Here is a 20742-nt window from a genome sequence, read left to right as displayed (position 1 = left end):
CACGCGCGAGGCCGCGATGGCCGACCTGTTCCATTACATTGAAGTGTTTTACAACCGGAGACGCCGCCACTCCACGCCCAAGGGCAAGTCGCCGATCCAGTTCTTGCAGCACTGGATCAGCACTCAGCATAAGCAAAATCTGGCAACATGAAACCCGCCCCTTGGAAGACGAAAAACAGAGGGAAGGTCAGTCTGCCTGGCAACAGGTAAGTAGATGCCGGTTCGAGTCCGGCCCCGCGTCGCCCGTCACGCGCTATCCGACAGGCTCATCCCCTGAGCCACCCCTTGCTGCATCATCGCCGGCATGAAAAGCGCCATGACTGATTTCCATCGTGCCGTCCCGCCAGCACTGACTTTCGGCGCATCCCATGCGCGGCTGCCTGCGGTGCGCGCGCGGCTGTGGCTATCGGCCCAGGCGCTGCGAGAACACGACGACGACCCGCGCCTGTGGCTGAACCTTACCGATGGCCGGGTGCTGGCGCTGCGCCTTGCACATGCCACGCTTGGCGACGATGCGGTGATCGCGCCGATCGTCGAAGCGCTTGCCGATGATGCTCAAGGCTACTGCTACGAGCTCGATCTTCCCGAGGTCGGCTTCGTGCAGGTGCTGTATGCCGCGCCGGTGCTGCCGCAGCCCTCACGCCTGCACGCGGGCTATCTCTACTCGGCGGAGTTTCGCGCCTTCGCAGATAGCCTCGATGCCGAGGTGATGCAGCTCCTGCTCGCACTGGAGCGCGAGCCCACGCCGGTTGCCGCCACCGGCGGGCGCACGCCGCACCCGGCGCCGCTGCGTTATCTCGCCTCAGTGCGCAACTACAACCGGCTCGCCCCCCTGCCGCCGCCGCTGCGCGAGCGGCGCTTGCAGGCGCTGGCGCGCTTTCCGGCGCTGGTCGCGCCCATTCTGCTCACGCTGCACCATTCGCCCAATCTTTTCGATGGCAAGCGCCACGCCTGGCGCATGAAAAGCGATGCGGTGCAAGAAGCCATCGATCAGGGCAAAGACCTCACCGGGGCGCTGGCGGCCTTCTGGGGCATCTCGCGCGGGCTGGTGCGCGCGCCGGTCAATGCGGCGATGTGGGGCGGTAGAAACGGCGATGAGCGGCGGCTCTATCTGCAACTGCTCGATGCGTTGCCCGACAACCAGCGCCCGACGCTTTCTGACTTCGAACGCTGGCTGCCCTATCTGCCCAACTACTTCATGCTGTTCAACGCGGCGGGAGCAGAAGGCGAGACGCGGCTGATGCCGGTGCCACCCGAGGTTCATCGCGGCGCGTTCCGGCTCGGCTGGAACCTCACCTGGCGCGCGGCCTCCGAGCATTTCGGCAACCTGCTCGATGCGATGACCGACTGCGACGATTTCCTCCACGCGGCGCGCGAGCGGGCGGCGGCGCTCTTGAAAGATCGCTATGGGCCGAAGCCCGCGCGGCTGGCTGCCGGCTGGCTGGCCTGCTTCGGGCTTACCGGGCTGCTTGGGGCCTCCGCGCGCTGGCACCGGCGGCGCCCCAAGTCTGCGCCCATGCCACCCGATCTCTCTTTGCCGGCAATCGTCGGTGAGCTTCATGAGAACGACAAGGACGCCATCGAGCTGATTACCCCCACGATGCTGGTCGACGAAGGGCAGCGCATGCAGCACTGCGTGGGCAGCCCGCGTTACTGGGAGGCATCGGTGGCCGGCACGCGGATTTTTCACCTCGTTTGCGGCCGCGAGCAGGCTACCGCCAAATACCGGCCACGTCTGCGCGAGGATGTCGATTACGACACGGTATATGCGCTGGTGCAGCTACGCGGGCCGTTGAACCGGGCTGTCAGCCCCGAGATGGAAGCCTGGGCGCGGCGCATCGAGGCGGTGCTCAACGAACCCGAACGGAATGATGCGCGCTGGGCCGCGCTGGAAGCGCGCGGGCGCATCGAGGTGCGGCTTTTGGATGAGCGGCTCAAGGTAGGGTGGCGCGCCGGCTGGCTCGACCCCAAGTCGGAGCGGCAATTGAAGCGCGTGCTCGAATGGCTCAAACGGCCTCTGCCGGGGCCCAACGTGCTGCTCGTCGCCCATGTCGCCGGGTTTCAATACCACCAGGGGCCGGAAGTGGAAGCGTCGCTATCGCTAGGCGATCCCCTGACGCTTTGCCATGAGCGTGACAACCCGCACGACCCTCTGGCGGTGCGCATCGAATGGCGCGGGGCCAAGCTCGGCTACGTGCCCCGGCCGCAGAACGCGGAGATTGCCGCGCGCTTGATCATGGGCGAGAGGCTCACCGCACGCATCGACGCGCTCGAGCTCGAGGCCGAGCCCTGGCAGCGGGTGGGGTTCGTGATCGAAACCATCGACGAGAACGACCATGCTCCATAACCGGTATTGCGGCGACTGGCAGCCTTCGCCCCGCTGGCAGGCCACGGCCTATGCCAAACGCCGCGGCTTCTTCGAGGCGCACCCGGAGCACTGCAACAATCTTGTGCCCTGCCCGGCCTGCGGCTATCCGACGCTCGAGCGGCGCAACAGTTATGAGGTTTGCAGCCTGTGTGGATGAGAAGACGACGGCCAGGACGACCCCTACGCCCACGAGTACTGGGGCGGACCCAACGGTCGGCTCACACTCGACCAGGCGCGGGAAAATTTCGAGGTCACCGGATGCCTGTATTCCGAAACCGAACATGAATTCCTTCCCGTCACCGCGGCCGTCATGTTCGATCCTCGCGTCCTGAAGGCCAAAAAGCGGCTCTGCCGCGCCTTTGAAGCCTTGATGACGCTTTCCTCGCCCGCCGCCATTCGGGCGCAGTGGGAGGAAATCGATACCCTGTGGCGCGCGTGGTGGGACACCGAAAAACAGGTCAGAAAGCAAGTTGAGCAGGCCATGCGGCGCAAAACGCCGAAGGGAGGCTCACGATGATCGAGGCGCGGACATGGCGGAATCCTTGATCGCCACCGTGCTCGGGCTTTATCTGGCGCTCACTCTGGCGCCGGTGATCGTGGCCTGGCGGCGCGGGCGGCCTGCGAAGGAAATCCGCAAGGCGTTTTGGTGGTGGCGGCTGCCAGAAGACTGGTGAAACACATTCTCTGCACCGCGTCTGTCACACCTTCATTGCGCACCTTCTCTTTACAGATCGCAGTCGCAGTCGCTACCGCCAAACAGCGACATGAGCGCCGAGATGCCCAAGGCGATGAACGCCAATCGGAACAGGCCGCTGGAAAATGGCCGATCGGGACCCGCGAACAAAAGCGAGAGAACCATCAGAAACACGAAAACGAAGAAGCTTTCGGTGCTGATACCGGCATAGGCGGCGAGGATGAAGTCGATGATCATGGTCTGCCTCCCTTGGGATGGCGCAAGTCTATCGGCCAGGTGGCTCAAATAGTGAGCCTCAAGACTTGTTCGAAGGGCGAGCCTGGTACGATGCCGCCACCGCCGCCGCTTCCCCGGCCACGCGACGGCGCAGGTTCTCGGGTGCCTCGACCACCACATGCCGGCCGTGGCGCAGGATGTCCATCACCAGCTCGCGTTCGTCGGCATAGGGGACGGTGAGCCGGAAGCTCCCGTCGGAGCGCCACTCGCCGGTTTGCGCCGGATGCCAGGTTTCCGCCGCCACCCAGCGCGCGCGCTCGGGCGAGAAGCGCAACACTGCCCGCTGCCGGGCCTTGCCCGAGAAGATGCCGTAGGCGCTGGCGTAATGGGCATCCATCGTGGCCTCGGGGATCTCGCGCGCCACTTGGGAGAGGGTTCTTGCCCGCTGAATCGTGTCGAGCGAAAAGGTGCGCAACGCCCGCCGCCAATGACACCAGGCATCCAGATACCAGTTGTCGCGGTAATGCACCAGGCGCTGCGGCGAGACGACGCGGGTGTTGACCTCATTGCGCGTGCGGTTGAAAGCCTCGATTTCCACGCGCCGGCGCTCCAGCAGCGCATGGGCAATTTCGGCGAAGCATTTCGGCTCGAGACGCCGGCGGCCTACCGAGAGAATGCGAACCCGCCGGGTAATGTCGCTTGCGGCATGCCCCGAGCTTTCCAGCAGCGCCATCAGCCGCGCCTGCAAGGGCGCGAGGTGCGCGGCAAGAATCCCCGGCTCGATCTCGGCGAGCAGCTTGTGCGCGGCCAGGAGCGCATAGGCTTCATCGGCGGAAAACCAAAGACCAGGCAGCGCATAGGCCGGGCCGGTGGTTCTTTCCTGCGCGAAGAGGTAGCCGCCTGCCGCGCGATCCCAGACGATTGGCGCGTTGAGCCGCTCGCGCAGGTATTCGAGATCGCGCTTGAAGGTCGCGCGCGAGACTTCCAGCTCGCGCAAAAATGCCTCCAGCGCCACCACACCCCGCGCGGTGAGCATCTGGTCGATCTTGTAGAAGCGTTCCGTGCGGTTCATGTCGCTCCCCTCGAGCCTGCAGAGCCCTCCTGTTCGTTATCCGGAATCAAGGGCGGGTTCTCCATCGATGACCCCTTGCTCGTGGCAACCCGCTTGGTGATGCAATCCGGCTGCTCCAGTGGGAGGAGCTTTAGCCGCGACCCCGAGCATTCCGGCGCCGAGCCAGGGCGAGCACCGCCAGCACATAGCCTGACAGCGCATAACCCACGAAGAACAGGAACAATACCTGGGCTGGCTTGTACACCACCAGGGCAAAGCCAATCACGATGAGCAAAAGCGCCACGAAGGGGATGCTCTTGCGCATATTGATCTCCTTGAAGCTGTAGTAGCGCAGGTTGGAGACCATGCTCAAGCCGGCGAACAGGGTGAGCGCCCAAGCTGACCAGACCACGTCCCGGCCAAGGATCTCGTAGTCCGTCATCACCCACACCAGCCCTGCCACCAGCGCTGCCGCCGAGGGGCTGGGCAGGCCCTGGAACCAGCGTTTGTCGGCCACGTCCAGCTTGGTGTTGAAGCGCGCCAGGCGTAGCGCCGCGCCCACGCAGAAGACGAAGGCAGCAATCCAGCCCAGCTTGCCCAGATCCTTGAGTGCCCACACGTACACCACCAAGGCGGGGGCCACCCCGAAGGACACCATATCGGACAAGCTGTCGTATTCGGCCCCGAAAGGGCTCTGGGTCTTGGTGAGCCGCGCCACGCGTCCATCCAGGCCGTCCAGGATCATGGCCACGAAGATGGCCACCGCCGCATGCTCGAAGCGCCCACTCATTGCCTGGACGATGGCGTAGAAACCCGCGAACAGGGCAGAAGTGGTAAACAGGTTGGGCAGCAGGAAGATGCCCTTGCGGCGGAGTGCTGGGTCGATCAGGGGACGATGCGGGCCGGGCATGGTGGGGGATTAAAGCACAGCCACCGCGGGCCGACTAGCGCACCGGTAAATGGGCAAGCACCGTCCGACCCGCATAAACCTTCTCGCCCAGGGTAACATCGACCGTGCTCTCGGGCGGCAGGTACACGTCCAGACGCGAGCCGAAGCGGATGAAACCATAACGTTGCCCGAGATCCAGGCGATCACCCGGCTTGACATAGCACAGAATACGGCGCGCGATGAGGCCTGCAATCTGTACCACGGTAACTGGTACGCCGGCCTCAGTGGTCATCAACACCGCATTGCGCTCGTTCTCGGCGGACGCCTTGTCGAGCGCGGCATTGACGAAGGCGCCGGGAAAATAACGCACCGCCTCCACCGTCCCGGCCACCGGACTGCGCTGGGAGTGGGCATTGAACACGTTCATGAACACGCTGATTCTGCGTGCCGGGACCTGGCGATAAGGATCGGTGGTGTGTTCCACCACGATCACGCGCCCATCGGCGGGTGAGAGCACCACATCCTGACCGGTCGCGGCAGGCACACGCGGGGGATCGCGGAAAAATTGCAGCACGAACACCACCCACATCCACAAGGGAAACGCCGCCCAGCGCCCGGCCAACAGGTGGACCAGCAGCGCAACCAGCAGCGAAGCAGCCAGGATGGGCCAGCCCTCGCGCGCGATGATGGGGTGGGGGTAGCGGGACATGAAGGAATCGGGAAAGGGCCAGGGGCGAGCCAGGCCCGCCCCATGATGCATGGGCGCCTGGCGTCGATCAGTTCTTGGAAGTATCGACCAGCTTGTTCTTGGCGATCCAGGGCATCATGGCGCGCAACTTGGCGCCCACCACCTCGATGGGATGCTCCGCCATGAGACGCCGGCGCGCCGTCATTTCCGGATAGCCCATGCGGCCTTCCAGAATGAACTGCTTGGCATAGCTGCCATTCTGGATGTTAGCCAGGGCCTCGCGCATGGCCTGCCGCGAGTGTTCGTTGATGACCTTGGGCCCGGTGACGTACTCACCATACTCCGCGTTGTTGGAAATCGAGTAATTCATGTTGGCGATACCGCCTTCGTACATGAGGTCCACGATCAGCTTGAGCTCGTGCAGACACTCGAAATACGCCATTTCGGGCGCATAGCCGGCCTCCACCAGGGTCTCGAAGCCCGCCTTCACCAGTTCCACTGCACCGCCGCACAGCACCGCCTGTTCACCGAACAGGTCGGTTTCGCACTCCTCGCGGAAGGTGGTCTCGATCACGCCACCGCGCGTACCGCCGTTGGCTGCGGCATAGGAGAGAGCAATATCGCGCGCCTTCTTGGAAACGTCCTGGTGGACCGCGATCAGGGAGGGCACGCCCCCACCCTGAGTATAGGTGGACCGCACCAGATGGCCCGGCCCCTTGGGCGCGATCATGATCACATCCAGATCGGCGCGCGGTGTGATCTGACCGTAGTGGATGTTGAAACCATGGGCAAAAGCTAACGCCGCCCCCTTCTTGATATTGGGCTCGATCTCATTGGCATAGACCATGGGCTGCTGCTCGTCTGGGACCAGCACCATCACCAGGTCGGCATCTTTTACTGCGGTGCCCACTTCCTTCACGTTGAGCCCGGCCTTCTTCGCCTTGTCCCAGGAGGCGCCGCCCTTGCGCAGGCCCACCGTCACCTTGACACCCGAGTCCTGGAGATTGAGGGCATGGGCGTGCCCCTGGGAGCCGTAACCGATGATGGCGACCTTCTTCTTGCGGATGATGGAGAGGTCGGCATCCTTGTCGTAATAAACTTTCATCTTCGTCTTCCTTATTCAAAATCAACAGTCAGACACGGAAGCACGCGACAAGCCGGGCAACTCGCTATGCCCTGTGCCTCTGTGGTGAAACTAAATCTTCAGCACCCGCGCGCCGCGGCCCATGCCGCACGCACCAGTGCGCACCGTCTCCAAGATCACCGCCGGATCGAGGGCTTCCAGGAAAGCGTCCAGCTTGCCGCCGTTGCCGGTGAGCTCGATGGTGTAGGTGTTGTCGGCAACGTCGATGATGCGCCCGCGGAAAATGTCGGACATGCGCTTCATTTCCTCGCGGCCCTCGCCTTCCGCCTTTACTTTGACGAGCATCAGCTCACGCTCGATGTGGGCCCCCTCGTTGAGATCCAACACCTTGATCACGTCGATCAGTTTGTTGAGCTGCTTGATAATCTGCTCGATCACCTCATCCGAGCCGCTGGTGACGATGGTCATGCGCGACAGGGAGGCGTCTTCGGTGGGTGCCACGGTGAGCGATTCGATATTGTAGCCGCGCGCGGAGAACAGCCCCGCCACGCGCGAAAGCGCTCCGGCTTCATTTTCGATGAGGATGGAAATGATGTGGCGCATGATGGTTCTTCAGAGATCTTCGGCCAGGATCATCTCGGACAGGCCCTTGCCGCCCGGCACCATGGGATAGACGTTCTCGGTCTGGTCGGTGATGAAGTCGAGGAAGACCAGCTGGTCCTTGAGCTTGAAGGCCTCCTTGAGCGCCCCTTCCACATCCGCAGGTTTCTCGATACGCATGCCCACGTGCCCATAGGCTTCCGCCAGCTTGACGAAATCCGGCAACGCATCCATGTAGGATTCCGAATAACGGTTACCATGGAAGAATTGCTGCCACTGGCGCACCATGCCCATGTAGCGGTTGTTGAGGTTGATGATCTTGATGGGCAGGTGGTATTGCTTGCAGGTGGATAGTTCCTGAATGTTCATTTGGATGCTGGCTTCGCCCGTGATGCAGGCCACCGTGGCGCGCGGGAAGGCGAGCTTCACCCCCATCGCGGCCGGCAGCCCGAAGCCCATGGTGCCCAGCCCGCCGGAATTGATCCAGCGGCGCGGCTTGTCGAACTTATAGTACTGCGCCGCCCACATCTGGTGCTGGCCCACGTCGGAAGTGATGTAGGCATCCCCCTTGGTCACTTCCCACAGCTTCTCGATCACGAATTGTGGCTTGATGACCTTGGCCGTGCGGTCGTACTTGAGGCAGTTCTTGGCGCGCCACAGCTCGATCTGCGTCCACCAGGTCTTGAGGGCGGCAGCATCGATTCTTTCCTTGGAGGTCTGTACCAACTTGAGTATCTCGTCCAGCACGTTGCCCACGTCACCAACGATGGGCACATCCACCCGCACCCGTTTGGAGATGGAGGACGGGTCGATGTCGATGTGTATGATCTGGCGCTTTTCCTGGTAGAAGTGCTGGGGGTTGCCGATGACGCGGTCGTCGAAGCGGGCACCCACCGCCAGCAGCACGTCACAATGCTGCATGGCCATGTTGGCTTCATAGGTGCCGTGCATCCCCAGCATGCCCAGGAACTGGGGATCGGTCTCGGGGAAGCCACCCAACCCCATCAGCGTGCCGGTGCAGGGCACGCCCAGGGTCTTTACCAGACGGGTCAGCCGCTCCGCTGCATTGCCCAGGATCACGCCGCCGCCGAAATAGACGTAGGGCCGCTTGGCGGAGAGCAAGAGCTGCACCGCCTTCTTGATCTGCATGGGATGGCCCTTGGTCACCGGATTGTAGGAGCGCAGCGTGATCTTCTTGGGGTACTCGAAGGTCGTTTTCTGAATGGTGACGTCCTTGGGGACGTCCACCACCACCGGGCCCGGGCGGCCCGTCGAGGCGATGTGAAAGGCTTTTTTCAGGGTGAGCGCCAGATCACGCACATCCTTCACTAAGAAGTTGTGCTTCACGCAAGGGCGGGTGATGCCCACCATGTCCACTTCTTGGAAGGCATCCATGCCGATGGCCGCGGTGGGCACCTGCCCGCTGATGACCACCATGGGAATAGAATCCATATAGGCCGTGGCAATGCCGGTTACGGCATTGGTCGCACCCGGGCCACTGGTCACCAGGGCCACCCCCACCTTGCCCGAGGCGCGGGCAAAACCATCCGCGGCATGGACCGCCGCCTGCTCGTGGCGCACCAACACATGCTTGATCTTGTTCTGCTTGAAAATCTCGTCGTAGATGAACAACACCGCGCCGCCTGGATAGCCGAAGACGTATTCCACGCCTTCTTCCTGCAGGCAGCGCACGACGATCTCGGCGCCCGTCAGCTCCATGATGTGATTGCCCTGAATCTTGGGGAAAATTAGGAAAAGAACGTGAAACACTAACGTTTGGCCGCGCTCCGGTCAAGGGGAAGGCCGGACAGAAACGCGGGCTTGCGCCCTGCTCGCCCGGGTGAAAAACGCGGCCCCCGCCTGGCGGTGCAGGGCGGTTTTGCTACCATTGCGGCTTCCCGACCCAGCAATCGAAGGTACTGCCCTGGCGACTTCCCACGAACTATCCGAATTCCTGAAATCCGTGGAGCGGCGCGCCTACAAGCAAGCGCAGTTCGCCGTAGGGGACAGCCATCACGCCCTGGACGTGGTGCAGGATGCCATGCTCAAGCTCGTGAGCAAGTACGCCGATAAACCGGCGGAAGAGCTGCCCCTGCTGTTTCAGCGCATCCTGCAAAACGCCATTCGCGACCATTACCGGCGGCAGAAGGTGCGCAATCTGTGGGTGACGCTGTTCTCCGGTCTGTCCTCCCACGGGGAGGATGAGTCCGCGGAACACGATCCGTTGGACACCCTCCAATCAGCAGAGGAGCCTGGCGCGAACAACGCAGGGGCCAATCCGGCCAGCACCGTGGAACGCATGCAAACCCTTGCCTTGATTGAGGAAGCCCTACAAACATTGCCGCTACGTCAACGTCAAGCCTTCCTCCTGCGTTATTGGGAAGGACTGGATGTGACGCAGACCGCCCAGGTCATGGGCTGTTCCGAAGGCAGCGTGAAGACCCATTGTTCGCGCGCCACGCATGCGCTGGCCGAGGCCTTGAAGGCGAAAGGAATCGAGCTATGAACGAGACCGAATTTGCACGTAGGATCCGCGAACATCTGAACTTTGGCGCGTGCCACCTGGACCGCAAAGTCCTCACGCGTCTGGAGGCCGCGCGCCGTCAGGCTCTGGCCGGCCTGGCTGTGGAACCGGCACACGAACACGCCTGGCAATGGGCCACCGCTGGCCACGGGCGGCACGGCAGCCATCCCACCCTGCGCCGCTGGTTGCCCCTGGCCATGCTGCTGGCCCTGCTCGCCGGCGCCCTCTACTGGCAGCAGACGTTCCACACCCCGGACGAGGACGTGGACGCGGCTCTGCTGGCAGACGACCTACCGCTCGACGCGTATTTGGACCACGGGTTCCAGGCATGGCTCGAACGCTCCTCGCAACGCTGATCGCTGGCACTCTGGCCTCCGCCGCCCTCGCTGCGGGGCCGGCCGCGCCGCCCCCGCCAGCGTCATCCGCGCCGACGGCGGCGCCGGCACCCACCAAGTCGGCCCCTGCCTGGCATCAGCTCACCCCGGCGCAACGCGAGGTGCTCGCCCCCCTCGCGCAGCAATGGGACCGCATGCCGGACCACCAGCGGCGACGGCTCATCGTCGTGGCCAACAAGTATCCGAAAATGACGCCGCAGGAGCAGCAGCGGGTGCAAGCACGTCTCACGGAATGGGCGCGCCTGACACCCGAACAGCGGGAGCTGGCGCGGGAGCGCTACAAGAAACTCAAGAAACTCCCACCCGAGAAGCACAAGGAAGTAAAGCAGAAGTGGCAGGAATACCAGGCGCGCAAGCAGGCGCCTAGCCCCGAAACAGGGGCACCGATTCCCTATGTCACGGGAAGCGAGCCCGACGAGTGAGTTCACTCGTGGGAGATTTCTTCCAGGGCCCTCATCACCTCGTTGACCTTGGCGTCTTTGTTCTCCACCATGGCCACCACGTTGCCGATGCTACACACGCTCAGCTTGTCGCCCCGCACGACCCAGCCTTTCGCCGGTGTCCAGCCGTTCATCTGGGAAAACAGGGAAAAGGCATCGGTATGGCCAGAGATCATGCGGCGATACCAGTGGGCGAAGCGTGCCAGGTTGGTGACCGTCTCGTCCGGGATGACCCCCATGCCCTCAATGATGCTGCCATCATCCTGAAATCGGCAAACGGCCAGCACGCCGTCCAGTATCAGCAACCGTTTCAGCATCGCCAGCCCCTCAAGCCTTGAACTCGGCGAGGGCAGCGAAGGCGGCTTCGTAGTCGGCGTCGCGGTTGCGCACCACCACCCCATAGTTGCCATTCACCACTGCCGACCAGTCCAGCCCCACCAGGGAGAAACCCTGCAGTGGCTCGAAGCCGGTCTGGCCGGTGAGCGCCTCCCAGCCGCGCGCTTCGAGGGTGGCTACCGCGAGATTGGCAACACAAGTGTGGGCCAACAGATCCAACACCTGAGGCGTGAGTTCCGTGCCCTCCTTGACCTGGTGGGCGACCAAATCGCCTTTGTCGGTATAGTGGAACGCGGCTAGCGCGCCAGGCACTTGCATCAGACGGTCGAGACTCATGAATGACTCCTGAGGATAAAGTAACTGGACATTGCCGGAGCCGGGGAGCGACTCAGTAGAGTTTCTCGTGCACGTCGCCACCGATCTTGGCGTACATGTACACGAGCGGGTTTTCTTCGATGTCCCCCACCTTGGCCCGCATGATGGTCATCACATCGTTGAGCAGCCCTGGGGTGTTCTGGCAGAAGCAAAAGATGTTGCCCACCACACACACCGACATGTCACGCCCGCGCACGATCCACCCCTGCAAGGGTTTGCAGCCGCAGTCCTCCGGCGCGAAGGAGGAAAATAGCTCCACCTGCATGTTCATACTCAGGGTGTTGGCACGACACAGGATCGAGGCCATGCGCGCCTGCTCCGAGGAAATGTTGCCTTCATAGGAATAGCGGTCGCCCCGGTAAGCATATTCCCCGGCGGCGATCACGCCCGGAATCTGCATGAGCTGGGTGATGATGCGCATTGACTTCCTCCCTTCCTGCCGCTACCGTCGCGGGCTGGCCGCCCACGGGCATGGCACGTTTTGACCACCTTTCGTTAGTTCCATGATAGAGAGCGCGACAATTTGTCGCAATCCCCCACCGGGCCTGCTGCGCCGTCTGGCGAGCATGGTCTATGAATCCCTGCTGCTCGCGGCCGTGCTGTTCGTGGCGGCGTTCGTATATATCCTGCTGCGCAACCCGCAGGCACCCGGCGGCATGCTCTTCTTCCGCCTCTACCTCGCGCTGGTGATTGCCGCCTATTTCCTCTGGTTCTGGACCCACGGTGGCCAGACGCTGGCGATGAAGACCTGGCGACTGCGCCTGATCGCAGCCGACGGATCGCCCGTTCGCGCGCGAATGGCCGCTAAGCGCCTGTTGTTCGCGGTGCTGGGCATCGCAGCCTTCGGCATCGGCATCCTGTGGGCGTTATGGGACCCGGACAGACAGTTCCTGCACGACCGCCTGGCAGGAACCCAGCTAATGCGCGAGTGATCTGGTAAGCGCCTAGCGCCGCTCCATCCAGGCCATCAGAACGAAGGCGAGCCCGAGGAAGAAAAGCGTAGGAAACAGGGCCGCGAACAGGGGCGGCCAATCCTGCAGCAGGCCCAGGTTGGCGAACACGCGGTTGAGCAGGTGGAAAGACAAACCCAGCATGATGCCGCCAAACACTCTTCCCCCAACGCCCCCGGCGCGCGGCTGATGCAGGGCGAAGGGCACCGCCAGCAGCACCATTACCAGGATCGCCAATGGATAGACGAACTTGCTGAAGAGGGCGATTTCGTAGCGCGCGGTGCGCTGCTTGTTTTCCTGTAGATGCCGCACGTAGGAGTAGAGGTTCCAGGCGGACATCTGCTCCGGTACCACCAGTAGCACGCTCAGCATGTCCGGATTGAGGGCCGAGCTCCAGTAGGCTTGGGGCAGGTGGGTCACGCGCACGCCCCCCGCCTCGAAATGCGTCTGTTCCACATTAGTGAGCCGCCAGCTGGAATCGGCGATGTATCGGCCTTCCTGCGCGTAGCTGATGGTGCGTAGGTTATGGGCGGAATCGAATTCGTAGATCCTTACGCCCATCAGGGTCGAATCCGGCAATACCTCGCGCACGTTGACGAAGCTGGACCCATCCTTCGTCCACAGCCCGGAGCGGAATTCCTGGGCCACCACCGCGTTCATGGCGTGGGTGCGCAACTGGGCGGCGGTGCGCTCGGCAGCTGGCACGACGAACTCCCCCACCACGAAGCCGAGCAATACGAACAGCAACCCGACGCGCAGGCCAGACAGGCCGATGCGAAAAACGGAGAAACCGGACACCCGCATCACCGTCAGCTCCGACTGGTGCGCGAGCTGGGCCAGGGCGTAGAGCGCGCCGATCAGCACGGCGATGGGGAGCAGCTCATAGACGTGGCCCGGCACTGTGAGCAGCACGTAGGCGAGGATCTGCAGCAGCCCGTAATTACCCTTGCCCAGGTTAGACAGCTCGTGGATCAGGTCGAAGAAGGCAAACAACACCACGAGGGCAGAAAACACCAAGGCGGTGCCACCCAGGATGGCGTGGGCGAGATAGCGATCGAGGATCTTCACGGACGCCTGCCAGCCAGCAGCGGCACCACCGACAGGCAGCGGTAGAACAGGAAACTCACCACCAGCGCCATCACCAGGTGCACGCTCCATAGCCCCACCCAGGGCGAAAGCTTCCCCTGCGCCACCCACGCCTGCGCCACCGACAGCAGGTTGCTGTAAATCATGTAGGCGAACACCGCAGCGACCAGGTGGAAGGACCGGCCGCTTCTGGGATTGACGTAGCTCATGGGGATCGCCAGCAAGGCTAGCAGCACGGCGGTGATGGGTAGAGCGGCCCGCCATTGCAGCTCGCCCTGGCCTTCCGGCGTGGGATTGAGCAGCAACACCCAACTGGGTATGGCCTTGATGCTGGGTTCCACCATCCTCGCCTCGAAGGGCTCCACCCGCAGCAAATAGCGCTGGAACTGCAGGATGCGGTAATCCAGGCGGCCGGCCACGCCCTCATAGCGGCGGCCATTTTCCATGATCAGAAAGCGGTCGCCGTTGGGCGCAACCCACTGACGGCCCTCGCCAGCGACGATGATGCCCAGGCGTCCATGCTGCTCCGAACGGACAAACACGTTGCGCACCGTGTCGCCGGCCAGCCCCAGACTTTCCACGAAATACACACGGTCGGCGGCTTTGCTCTCGCGAAACAGGCCAGGCGCGATCGTCGAAACTTCTTCCCGGCTCTCCACCTGGCTGCGGTATTCGGCGCTCTTCTGCACAGCCCATGGCCCCAGACCCAGGCTGATCGCGGCGATCACCAAAGTCACCGGCAAGGTCACCATCAAAAGCGGCTTGATCCACGCGGTCGCCCCCAGCCCCACGCTTTGCCAAACCACCAGCTCGTGGTCGCGCGCCATACGCGTGAGGGTCAAGAGCGCCGCCACGAACAAGGTGACGGAAAGCAGCACCGGCAGGTAATTGACGATGCTGAAACCCAGGATGACCAACACCGCCTCGGGCGGCATGACCCCGCTTGCCGCGCGGCCCAGGAAGCGGATCCAGAGGGTGGTGACAAAGATGCCCACTAGCACCGCGAATACCGCCAGGGCGTTGGTGAGCAACTCATTGACGAAAGCCCGGCGGTAAAGCATAAAACAACGAACTTTGACTTTTGGCGGGAAAAACACGAATAATTCGGGGAAAACCGGCTTAGTACAAGTTTTCGGCACGGTGCGCCATCTGGCATCACGCCCCGGCCGACCCCGAAACAATCCCTAGCGAGCATCGAGGAGTGCGAGGTGGAATTTAGCATAAAAAGCGGCAGCCCCGAGAAACAGCGTTCGGCCTGCGTCGTGGTGGGGGTGTATGAGCCGCGCAAGCTTTCCCTGGCGGGCGAGATGATCGACCGCGTTGCCAATGGCTACCTGTCGGACATCCTGCGGCGCGGTGACATGGATGGCAAGGCGGGCAGCACTTTGCTGTTGCATAACGTTCCGAACACGCTGTGTGACCGCGTGCTCCTGGTGGGTCTCGGTAAGGAGCGGGAATTCCGCGAAAACGAATACCGCAAGGCAGTACGGGCGGCGATCAAGACCCTGAACGAAACCGGCTCGATGGAGGCGGTGCTCTATCTTACCGAACTGAACGTGCGTCGGCGCAGCGTGGAATGGCGGGTCGAGCAGGCTGTGCTGGTGGCGATGGAAGCCGTCTATCGCTTCGACCGCATGAAGAGTAAGCACGAGGAAGTGCGCCGGCCGCTGCGCAAGCTAACCCTTGCGGTGAGCCGCCGCAACGAGATCGCCAGCTGCGAGGAAGCGGCCCGACGGGGCGAAGCCATTGCCCAAGGCATGAATTTCGCCAAGGATCTGGGCAACCTGCCAGGCAATGTGTGTACACCGGCTTATCTCGCGGACCAGGCGCTGGGGCTCGGTCACACCTATGGCTTCAAGGTCGAGGTACTGGAACAGCCGGAGCTGGAAAAGCTGGGCATGGGGGCGTTTCTGTCGGTGGCCAAGGGCAGCCGGCAGCCACCCAAGCTCATCGTGCTGCGCTATGAGGGAGCCGATAAGCCCACCAAGCCCCTCACGCTGGTGGGCAAGGGCATTACCTTCGACGCAGGGGGCATTTCCCTCAAGCCCGCCGCCGAGATGGACGAGATGAAATACGACATGTGCGGTGCCGCCAGCGTGCTGGGCACCTTCAAGGCGCTCGCCCTGCATCGTCTGCCCATCAACGTGGTGGGCATCATCCCCGCCTGCGAGAATCTGCCGGATGGCAACGCCAACAAGCCTGGAGACATCGTCACCAGCCTATCTGGTCAAACCATCGAGATCCTCAACACCGATGCCGAGGGCCGACTGATCCTGTGCGATGCCCTCACCTATGCGGAACGTTTCGAGCCGGCGGCGGTGGTGGACGTGGCCACGCTCACCGGCGCGTGCGTGATCGCCCTCGGCCACCACGCCTCGGGACTGTTCAGCAGCAGCGAGTCACTGGCACGGGAACTCATCGCCGCAGGCGAGGAGGCCTGGGACCGGGCCTGGCACATGCCCCTCTGGGACGACTACCAGGAACAGCTCAAGAGCAATTTCGCGGACATGGCCAACATCGGCGGACGCGCCGCGGGCGCCGTCACCGCCGCCTGCTTCCTATCCCGCTTCACCAAGAAATACGATTGGGCGCACCTGGACATCGCGGGCACGGCTTGGAAATCGGGCACCGAGAAAGGCGCCACTGGCCGGCCGGTGCCTCTTCTGGTGCACTGGCTGGTCCGTCGCGCCGCGGCTTGAAGGAACGGCTTGGCGTGACGCGCATCGACTTCTACACCCACGTCGAGGACCGCTTCCGCTTTGCCTGCAAACTATGTACCAAGGCGGTGGCGAGCCGCCTGCGGGTGGCTGTGTTGACCGCCGACGAGGACGCCACCGAGCGTCTCGACCGCCTGCTGTGGTCGCTGCCTGCCATAAGCTTCGTCCCCCACGTGCGCGCCGATTCGGCCCTGGCAGCGGTCACCCCCGTGCTCATCCACCACGACCCCACCGGCTTTCTCCACGACGATCTACTGATCAATCTCAGCGACGATCGCCCCGCGGTGTTCGCGCGCTTCAAGCGCCTGATCGAGATCGTCAGCACGGATGAGGCAGACGTCCTGCGGGCGCGGGAGCGCTTCCGCTTCTATCGCGACCGGGGCTACGCGCTTGCCACCCACGACATGACAGGCCGGAAATGACGGACCATGAGTGAAGCCGACGACGACGTCCTCGGCAAGCTGGATGCCCTCCTCAAGCGGCATCAGGCGCCGCCCGAACCGGAGATCCCGGTGCTCACCGAGGTGGTCGTACCCTCGCCGCTCGATCTGGACGCCATCCCGCTGCTCACCGAGGAAGTGCCGCCACACGAATTGGGCGCTGCGACCGGCAGCAGGGAAGGCGGGACGGAGGTACCCCCCTTGCCGGAACTGTTACCGGATGCCGTGCGCGAAACGAGCACCGCGCCTTCCCTGCCCATCTTGGAATTCGACCTACCGCCTAATGCGCGCTGGATCTCGCTGGCCGAAAGTGAAGTGCCGCAACCGGCGCCAGTGGCGACCGAAACAAGCCCGACCGACATAGCGGGCGAACCCGCCGCGCCTGCCGCAAAAGCCATCGCACCTGTGCCAGCGGGAAGCGAGGCGGCACAGCCGCCAACCGCGCCGGCGCCTTCTGCGCTCTCGCAAGAAACCATCCAGCTCATCGCCGACATCATCAAGGCCGACGTTGCGAAAATCCTCGACCAGCAACTAACGCAGGCGCTTGCACAACAGCTTCAGACCAGCCTGCACCTGGCGCTGGACCGGGCCCTCTCCAGTATGTTGGACCAGTTCATGATCCACATGGAGGAAGTCGTCAAGGTCGCCATCGCCAGCGAGCTGGAAAAACAGCTCGAGGCACTGCGCAAGCCCCTGCCCTGAGCCCGGGGCGCCGGTATAATTCTGCGTTTTGTCTGCGCGCCCGAGGGCTGTCATGGAACTCGCCAAGAGCTTCGAACCCCACGAGATCGAACGACGCTGGTACCGCATCTGGGAGGAACGCGGCTATTTCGCCGCAACCCTCGACCCAAGGCGTCCCGCCTACTGCATCATGCTGCCGCCGCCCAACGTCACGGGCACGCTGCACATGGGCCATGCCTTCCAGCACACCCTGATGGATGCCCTCATCCGCTATCACCGGATGAAGGGCGACAACACCCTCTGGCAGCCCGGCACCGACCACGCCGGCATCGCGACTCAGATCGTGGTGGAACGTCAGCTGGAGCGCGAAGGCAAGACCCGCCACGATCTGGGCCGCGAAGCCTTCGTCAAGCGCGTGTGGGAATGGAAGGAGGAATCCGGTTCCACCATCACGCGCCAAATGCGCCGGCTGGGGGCTTCGCTAGACTGGTCCCGGGAGCGCTTCACCATGGACGAGGGCCTGTCGCGCGCGGTGACCGAGGTATTCGTGCGCCTTTACGAGGAGGGGCTCATCTATCGCGGCAAGCGCCTGGTCAACTGGGACCCGGTGCTGATGACGGCGGTGTCTGATCTGGAGGTAGTCGCGGAGGAGGAAGACGGCTACCTGTGGCACATCCGCTATCCCCTCGAGGATGGCAGTGGCCATCTGGTGGTCGCCACCACCCGCCCCGAGACTCTGCTGGGCGACGTGGCGGTGGCGGTGCATCCAGAGGATGAACGCTACCGCCACCTCATCGGCAAGCACGTGCGCCTGCCACTCGCCGAGCGTTCCATTCCCATCATCGCCGATTCTTACGTGGATCCTGCGTTTGGTACCGGCTGCGTGAAGATCACCCCGGCGCACGACTTCAACGACTGGCAGGTGGGCCAGCGTCATGGGCTCCTCGCCATCAACATCTTCACGCCTGATGCCCGGCTCAACGATCTCGCGCCGGCGGAATACCAGGGACTGGACCGCTACGAGGCGCGTGCGCGCATCATCGAGGACCTCGACGCGCGCGGCCTGCTCGTCGATACCCAGAAACACAAAATGATGGTGCCGCGCGGCGATCGCACCCACGCCGTGATCGAGCCCATGCTGACCGACCAATGGTTCGTGCGCATGGAAGGGCTGGCGCGCCGGGCGCTGGAGGTCGTGGAAACAGGCGAGCTGCGCTTCGTCCCTGAGAACTGGACCACCACTTACCGCCAATGGCTGGAAAACATCCAGGACTGGTGTATCTCGCGCCAGCTCTGGTGGGGACATCGCATCCCTGCCTGGTATGACGAGGACGGCAACGTCTATGTGGCGCGCAGCCGTGAGGAGGCCGAGGCCAAGGCCAACTGCAAGGCCCTCACCCAGGACGAGGACGTGCTGGACACCTGGTTCTCCTCCGCTCTGTGGCCCTTCTCCACGCTGGGTTGGCCCGAGCAGACGCCGGAGCTCAAGCTGTTCTTGCCTACCTCGGTGCTGGTCACAGGCTTCGACATCATCTTCTTCTGGGTGGCGCGCATGGTGATGATGTCGCTCTACTTCACCGGCAAGGTGCCGTTCCGAGAGGTATACGTGACAGGTCTGGTACGCGACGCCCAAGGCCAGAAAATGAGCAAGTCCAAGGGCAACATCCTGGATCCCCTGGATCTCATCGACGGGATCGACTTGGAACACCTGGTGGCCAAGCGCACCGCCAACCTGATGAATCCCAAGCAGGCGGCCTCCATCGAGCAGGCCACACGCCGGGAGTTTCCCCATGGCATTCCTGCCTTTGGCGCCGATGCCCTGCGCTTTACTTTTGCCAGCCTCGCCACCCACGGCCGCGACATCAAGTTCGACCTGGCACGCTGCGACGGCTACCGAAATTTCTGCAACAAGCTCTGGAACGCCTCGCGCTTCGTGCTCATGAACTGCGAAGGGCACGACGTGGGTCTGGACTCAGCCAAGCCGTTGCAGTATTCCGACATCGACAAGTGGATCATCGGGCGCCTGCAGCAGGCTGAGCAGGAAGTCGCCGAAGCTTTCGCCCATTATCGTTTCGATCTCGTCGCCCAGGCTATCTACCAGTTCGTTTGGGACGAGTATTGCGATTGGTATCTGGAACTGGCCAAGGTGCAGCTTACCCGCGGCAATGAAGCCGAGCAGCGTGCCACCCGCCGCACCCTGATCCGCGTGCTGGAAGCGACCCTGAGGCTTGCCCATCCGCTGATTCCCTTCATCACCGAGGAGCTGTGGCAGAAGGTGGCGCCACTTGCCGGCGTAGCGGGAGAAAGCATCATGCTGCAGCCCTATCCCGAGCCGCAGCCCGCGCGCATCCATACCGAGGCCATGGAAAAAGTCGCCCTGCTCAAGGCGCTGGTTGGCGCCTGCCGTACGCTGCGTGGACAGATGCACCTGCCCCCTTCCCAGAAGGTGGCCGCCGTCGCCCTGGGCGACCCGGCAGTACTGGCAGACCTGACACCCTATCTCGTTGCCCTGGCCAAGCTGAGTGACCTGGCGATCGAGACCGAGGCCCTGCCCCATTCGGTGGCGCCGGTGAGCATCGTGGGGGATTACCGCATCATGCTCAGGATCGAGGTGGACATGGCGGCGGAGCGAGCGCGCCTCGACAAGGAAATCGCCCGCCTCAAGGCGGAAGCCGCCAAGGCCGAGGCCAAGCTCGCCAATCCGGCCTTTGTGGAACGCGCCCCGGCCGCGGTGGTGGAACAGGAAAGGCAGCGCCTGGCGAGCTTCCTGGCGACCCTGGAGAAACTCACCACCCAGCGCGCCGCCCTAGGCGGCTGACTACCCAGAGACGATGTAATCGCGACGCCCCTGTCCGCTTTTCGGCACTCAGACGGACGAATCTTGACGGGGAAACAGGCGCAGGAAGTCTTCGAGGCTCAGCTCTCGCACCACGATGTCCTCACGGTTGGGAGGCTCGAAAACGGGCTGTTTCTGCTCTTGTTGCCGCGCGCGAGCCCGCCGTTTGGCATTTTGCAAGGCCTGGGATTTGTAGGAATTGAACCAGTTCATCATGGGATTGCTTCCTGGGCTGCCGGTGTGACCAACGGTTTGCGGGGAAGCTTAAGCGAAATCCATGCCTGAGATTTCCCGCGCGTGTTGTCAACAAATAGAACTGTCCGGTCTTAAAGCACGTAAACTGTCCGCTTTTCCCCTGTGGGAAGGTGTCCC

26 protein-coding genes are annotated in these 20742 nt (G+C 63.2%); 13 read left to right on the top strand and 13 right to left on the bottom strand.

Annotation, left to right across the window (positions count from 1 at the left end):
• From V6E02_RS12740 to V6E02_RS12720, 5 genes are all read left to right on the top strand, one after another.
• Nucleotides 1-151 (top strand): IS3 family transposase (locus V6E02_RS12740; RefSeq protein ID WP_347309184.1); only part of this gene is annotated, 151 nt, incomplete at its 5' end.
• Between the two features lie 165 nt (nucleotides 152-316).
• On the top strand, nucleotides 317-2347 hold the full coding sequence (locus tag V6E02_RS12735) for an HIRAN domain-containing protein (protein WP_347309182.1): 2031 nt from the start codon (nucleotides 317-319) through the stop codon (nucleotides 2345-2347).
• The gene (locus V6E02_RS12730; RefSeq protein ID WP_347309181.1) at nucleotides 2337-2525 is read left to right on the top strand and encodes a CPCC family cysteine-rich protein; all 189 of its coding nucleotides are present in this window, start codon (nucleotides 2337-2339) and stop codon (nucleotides 2523-2525) included. The genes V6E02_RS12735 and V6E02_RS12730 overlap by 11 nt, the downstream gene beginning before the upstream one ends.
• Nucleotides 2526-2678: 153 nt before the next feature.
• Entirely contained in the window at nucleotides 2679-2885 is a 207-nt protein-coding gene (locus V6E02_RS12725; protein WP_347309180.1) for a hypothetical protein, read from the top strand.
• Between the two features lie 13 nt (nucleotides 2886-2898).
• Nucleotides 2899-3042 carry a hypothetical protein gene (locus V6E02_RS12720; protein WP_347309179.1) on the top strand — a complete coding sequence of 48 codons (144 nt, stop codon included), beginning with the start codon at nucleotides 2899-2901 and terminating at the stop codon, nucleotides 3040-3042.
• A gap of 50 nt (nucleotides 3043-3092) precedes the next feature.
• On the opposite strand, the gene V6E02_RS12715 is transcribed toward V6E02_RS12720, so the two are convergent.
• The 7 genes from V6E02_RS12715 to V6E02_RS12685 form a co-directional block, all read right to left on the bottom strand.
• On the bottom strand, nucleotides 3093-3299 hold the full coding sequence (locus V6E02_RS12715; protein ID WP_347309178.1) for a hypothetical protein: 207 nt from the start codon (nucleotides 3297-3299) through the stop codon (nucleotides 3093-3095).
• A gap of 58 nt (nucleotides 3300-3357) precedes the next feature.
• Complete coding sequence (locus V6E02_RS12710) at nucleotides 3358-4350, bottom strand: helix-turn-helix transcriptional regulator (RefSeq protein ID WP_347309177.1); 993 nt, start codon at nucleotides 4348-4350, stop codon at nucleotides 3358-3360.
• A gap of 130 nt (nucleotides 4351-4480) precedes the next feature.
• Nucleotides 4481-5239: a CDP-diacylglycerol--serine O-phosphatidyltransferase gene (gene pssA / locus V6E02_RS12705; protein ID WP_347309176.1), complete on the bottom strand. Its 759-nt coding sequence runs from the start codon at nucleotides 5237-5239 to the stop codon at nucleotides 4481-4483.
• 34 nt (nucleotides 5240-5273) lie between these two features.
• Nucleotides 5274-5927, bottom strand: coding sequence for a phosphatidylserine decarboxylase (locus V6E02_RS12700; RefSeq protein ID WP_347309175.1), 654 nt, complete (start codon nucleotides 5925-5927; stop codon nucleotides 5274-5276).
• A gap of 67 nt (nucleotides 5928-5994) precedes the next feature.
• Complete coding sequence (gene ilvC / locus V6E02_RS12695) at nucleotides 5995-7011, bottom strand: ketol-acid reductoisomerase (RefSeq protein ID WP_347309174.1); 1017 nt, start codon at nucleotides 7009-7011, stop codon at nucleotides 5995-5997.
• A 90-nt stretch (nucleotides 7012-7101) separates the two neighbouring features.
• Nucleotides 7102-7593: an acetolactate synthase small subunit gene (gene ilvN / locus V6E02_RS12690; RefSeq protein WP_347309173.1), complete on the bottom strand. Its 492-nt coding sequence runs from the start codon at nucleotides 7591-7593 to the stop codon at nucleotides 7102-7104.
• Between the two features lie 9 nt (nucleotides 7594-7602).
• A complete protein-coding gene (locus tag V6E02_RS12685) occupies nucleotides 7603-9309 on the bottom strand; it encodes an acetolactate synthase 3 catalytic subunit (protein ID WP_347309172.1) in 1707 nt (568 codons plus the stop codon).
• A 205-nt stretch (nucleotides 9310-9514) separates the two neighbouring features.
• On the opposite strand from V6E02_RS12685, the gene V6E02_RS12680 reads away from it, so the two are divergent.
• Genes V6E02_RS12680 through V6E02_RS12670 form a run of 3 tightly spaced genes read left to right on the top strand, consistent with a single transcriptional unit; the run spans nucleotide 9515 to nucleotide 10931 of the window.
• A complete protein-coding gene (locus V6E02_RS12680; protein ID WP_347309183.1) occupies nucleotides 9515-10096 on the top strand; it encodes an RNA polymerase sigma factor in 582 nt (193 codons plus the stop codon).
• Nucleotides 10093-10470, top strand: coding sequence for a DUF3619 family protein (locus tag V6E02_RS12675; RefSeq protein WP_347309171.1), 378 nt, complete (start codon nucleotides 10093-10095; stop codon nucleotides 10468-10470). Before V6E02_RS12680 ends, V6E02_RS12675 begins: the two co-directional genes overlap by 4 nt.
• Nucleotides 10443-10931: a DUF3106 domain-containing protein gene (locus V6E02_RS12670; protein WP_347309170.1), complete on the top strand. Its 489-nt coding sequence runs from the start codon at nucleotides 10443-10445 to the stop codon at nucleotides 10929-10931. The genes V6E02_RS12675 and V6E02_RS12670 overlap by 28 nt, the downstream gene beginning before the upstream one ends.
• Nucleotides 10932-10933: 2 nt before the next feature.
• On the opposite strand, the gene V6E02_RS12665 is transcribed toward V6E02_RS12670, so the two are convergent.
• The 3 genes from V6E02_RS12665 to V6E02_RS12655 are packed head-to-tail and all read right to left on the bottom strand — an operon-like array spanning nucleotide 10934 to nucleotide 12081.
• Nucleotides 10934-11266, bottom strand: coding sequence for a DUF2173 family protein (locus tag V6E02_RS12665; protein ID WP_347309169.1), 333 nt, complete (start codon nucleotides 11264-11266; stop codon nucleotides 10934-10936).
• A 10-nt stretch (nucleotides 11267-11276) separates the two neighbouring features.
• Entirely contained in the window at nucleotides 11277-11621 is a 345-nt protein-coding gene (locus V6E02_RS12660) for a DUF2173 family protein (protein ID WP_347309168.1), read from the bottom strand.
• Nucleotides 11622-11673: 52 nt separating this feature from the next.
• Nucleotides 11674-12081, bottom strand: a complete 408-nt coding sequence (locus V6E02_RS12655; protein ID WP_347309167.1) for a DUF2173 family protein — start codon at nucleotides 12079-12081, stop codon at nucleotides 11674-11676.
• 82 nt (nucleotides 12082-12163) lie between these two features.
• Here V6E02_RS12655 and V6E02_RS12650 point away from each other — a divergent pair, with 82 nt between their 5' ends.
• Nucleotides 12164-12592, top strand: a complete 429-nt coding sequence (locus tag V6E02_RS12650) for an RDD family protein (protein WP_347309166.1) — start codon at nucleotides 12164-12166, stop codon at nucleotides 12590-12592.
• A gap of 12 nt (nucleotides 12593-12604) precedes the next feature.
• Here the strand turns inward: V6E02_RS12650 and lptG are convergent, their stop codons facing one another.
• Together lptG and lptF are read right to left on the bottom strand one after the other, a co-directional pair.
• Nucleotides 12605-13678, bottom strand: coding sequence for an LPS export ABC transporter permease LptG (gene lptG, locus V6E02_RS12645; RefSeq protein WP_347309165.1), 1074 nt, complete (start codon nucleotides 13676-13678; stop codon nucleotides 12605-12607).
• Nucleotides 13675-14757: an LPS export ABC transporter permease LptF gene (lptF, locus tag V6E02_RS12640; RefSeq protein ID WP_347309164.1), complete on the bottom strand. Its 1083-nt coding sequence runs from the start codon at nucleotides 14755-14757 to the stop codon at nucleotides 13675-13677. Before lptF ends, lptG begins: the two co-directional genes overlap by 4 nt.
• 147 nt (nucleotides 14758-14904) lie before the next feature.
• Between lptF and V6E02_RS12635 the strand changes: the two genes are divergently transcribed.
• Genes V6E02_RS12635 through V6E02_RS12620 form a run of 4 tightly spaced genes read left to right on the top strand, consistent with a single transcriptional unit; the run spans nucleotide 14905 to nucleotide 20352 of the window.
• A complete protein-coding gene (locus V6E02_RS12635) occupies nucleotides 14905-16395 on the top strand; it encodes a leucyl aminopeptidase (RefSeq protein ID WP_347309163.1) in 1491 nt (496 codons plus the stop codon).
• Between the two features lie 14 nt (nucleotides 16396-16409).
• Nucleotides 16410-16835, top strand: coding sequence for a DNA polymerase III subunit chi (locus V6E02_RS12630; RefSeq protein ID WP_347309162.1), 426 nt, complete (start codon nucleotides 16410-16412; stop codon nucleotides 16833-16835).
• A gap of 6 nt (nucleotides 16836-16841) precedes the next feature.
• A complete protein-coding gene (locus V6E02_RS12625) occupies nucleotides 16842-17555 on the top strand; it encodes a hypothetical protein (protein WP_347309161.1) in 714 nt (237 codons plus the stop codon).
• A 52-nt stretch (nucleotides 17556-17607) separates the two neighbouring features.
• The gene (locus tag V6E02_RS12620; protein ID WP_347309160.1) at nucleotides 17608-20352 is read left to right on the top strand and encodes a valine--tRNA ligase; all 2745 of its coding nucleotides are present in this window, start codon (nucleotides 17608-17610) and stop codon (nucleotides 20350-20352) included.
• Nucleotides 20353-20400: 48 nt separating this feature from the next.
• Here the strand turns inward: V6E02_RS12620 and V6E02_RS12615 are convergent, their stop codons facing one another.
• Nucleotides 20401-20586, bottom strand: coding sequence for a hypothetical protein (locus V6E02_RS12615; protein WP_347309159.1), 186 nt, complete (start codon nucleotides 20584-20586; stop codon nucleotides 20401-20403).
• Nucleotides 20587-20742 lie beyond the last annotated feature (156 nt).

This window comes from Thiobacter sp. AK1 (genome assembly GCF_039822265.1).
GTDB lineage: Bacteria > Pseudomonadota > Gammaproteobacteria > Burkholderiales > Thiobacteraceae > Thiobacter > Thiobacter aerophilum.
The sequence above is the reverse complement of the archived record's forward strand: the minus strand, read 5'-3'. Positions and strand labels throughout refer to the sequence as shown.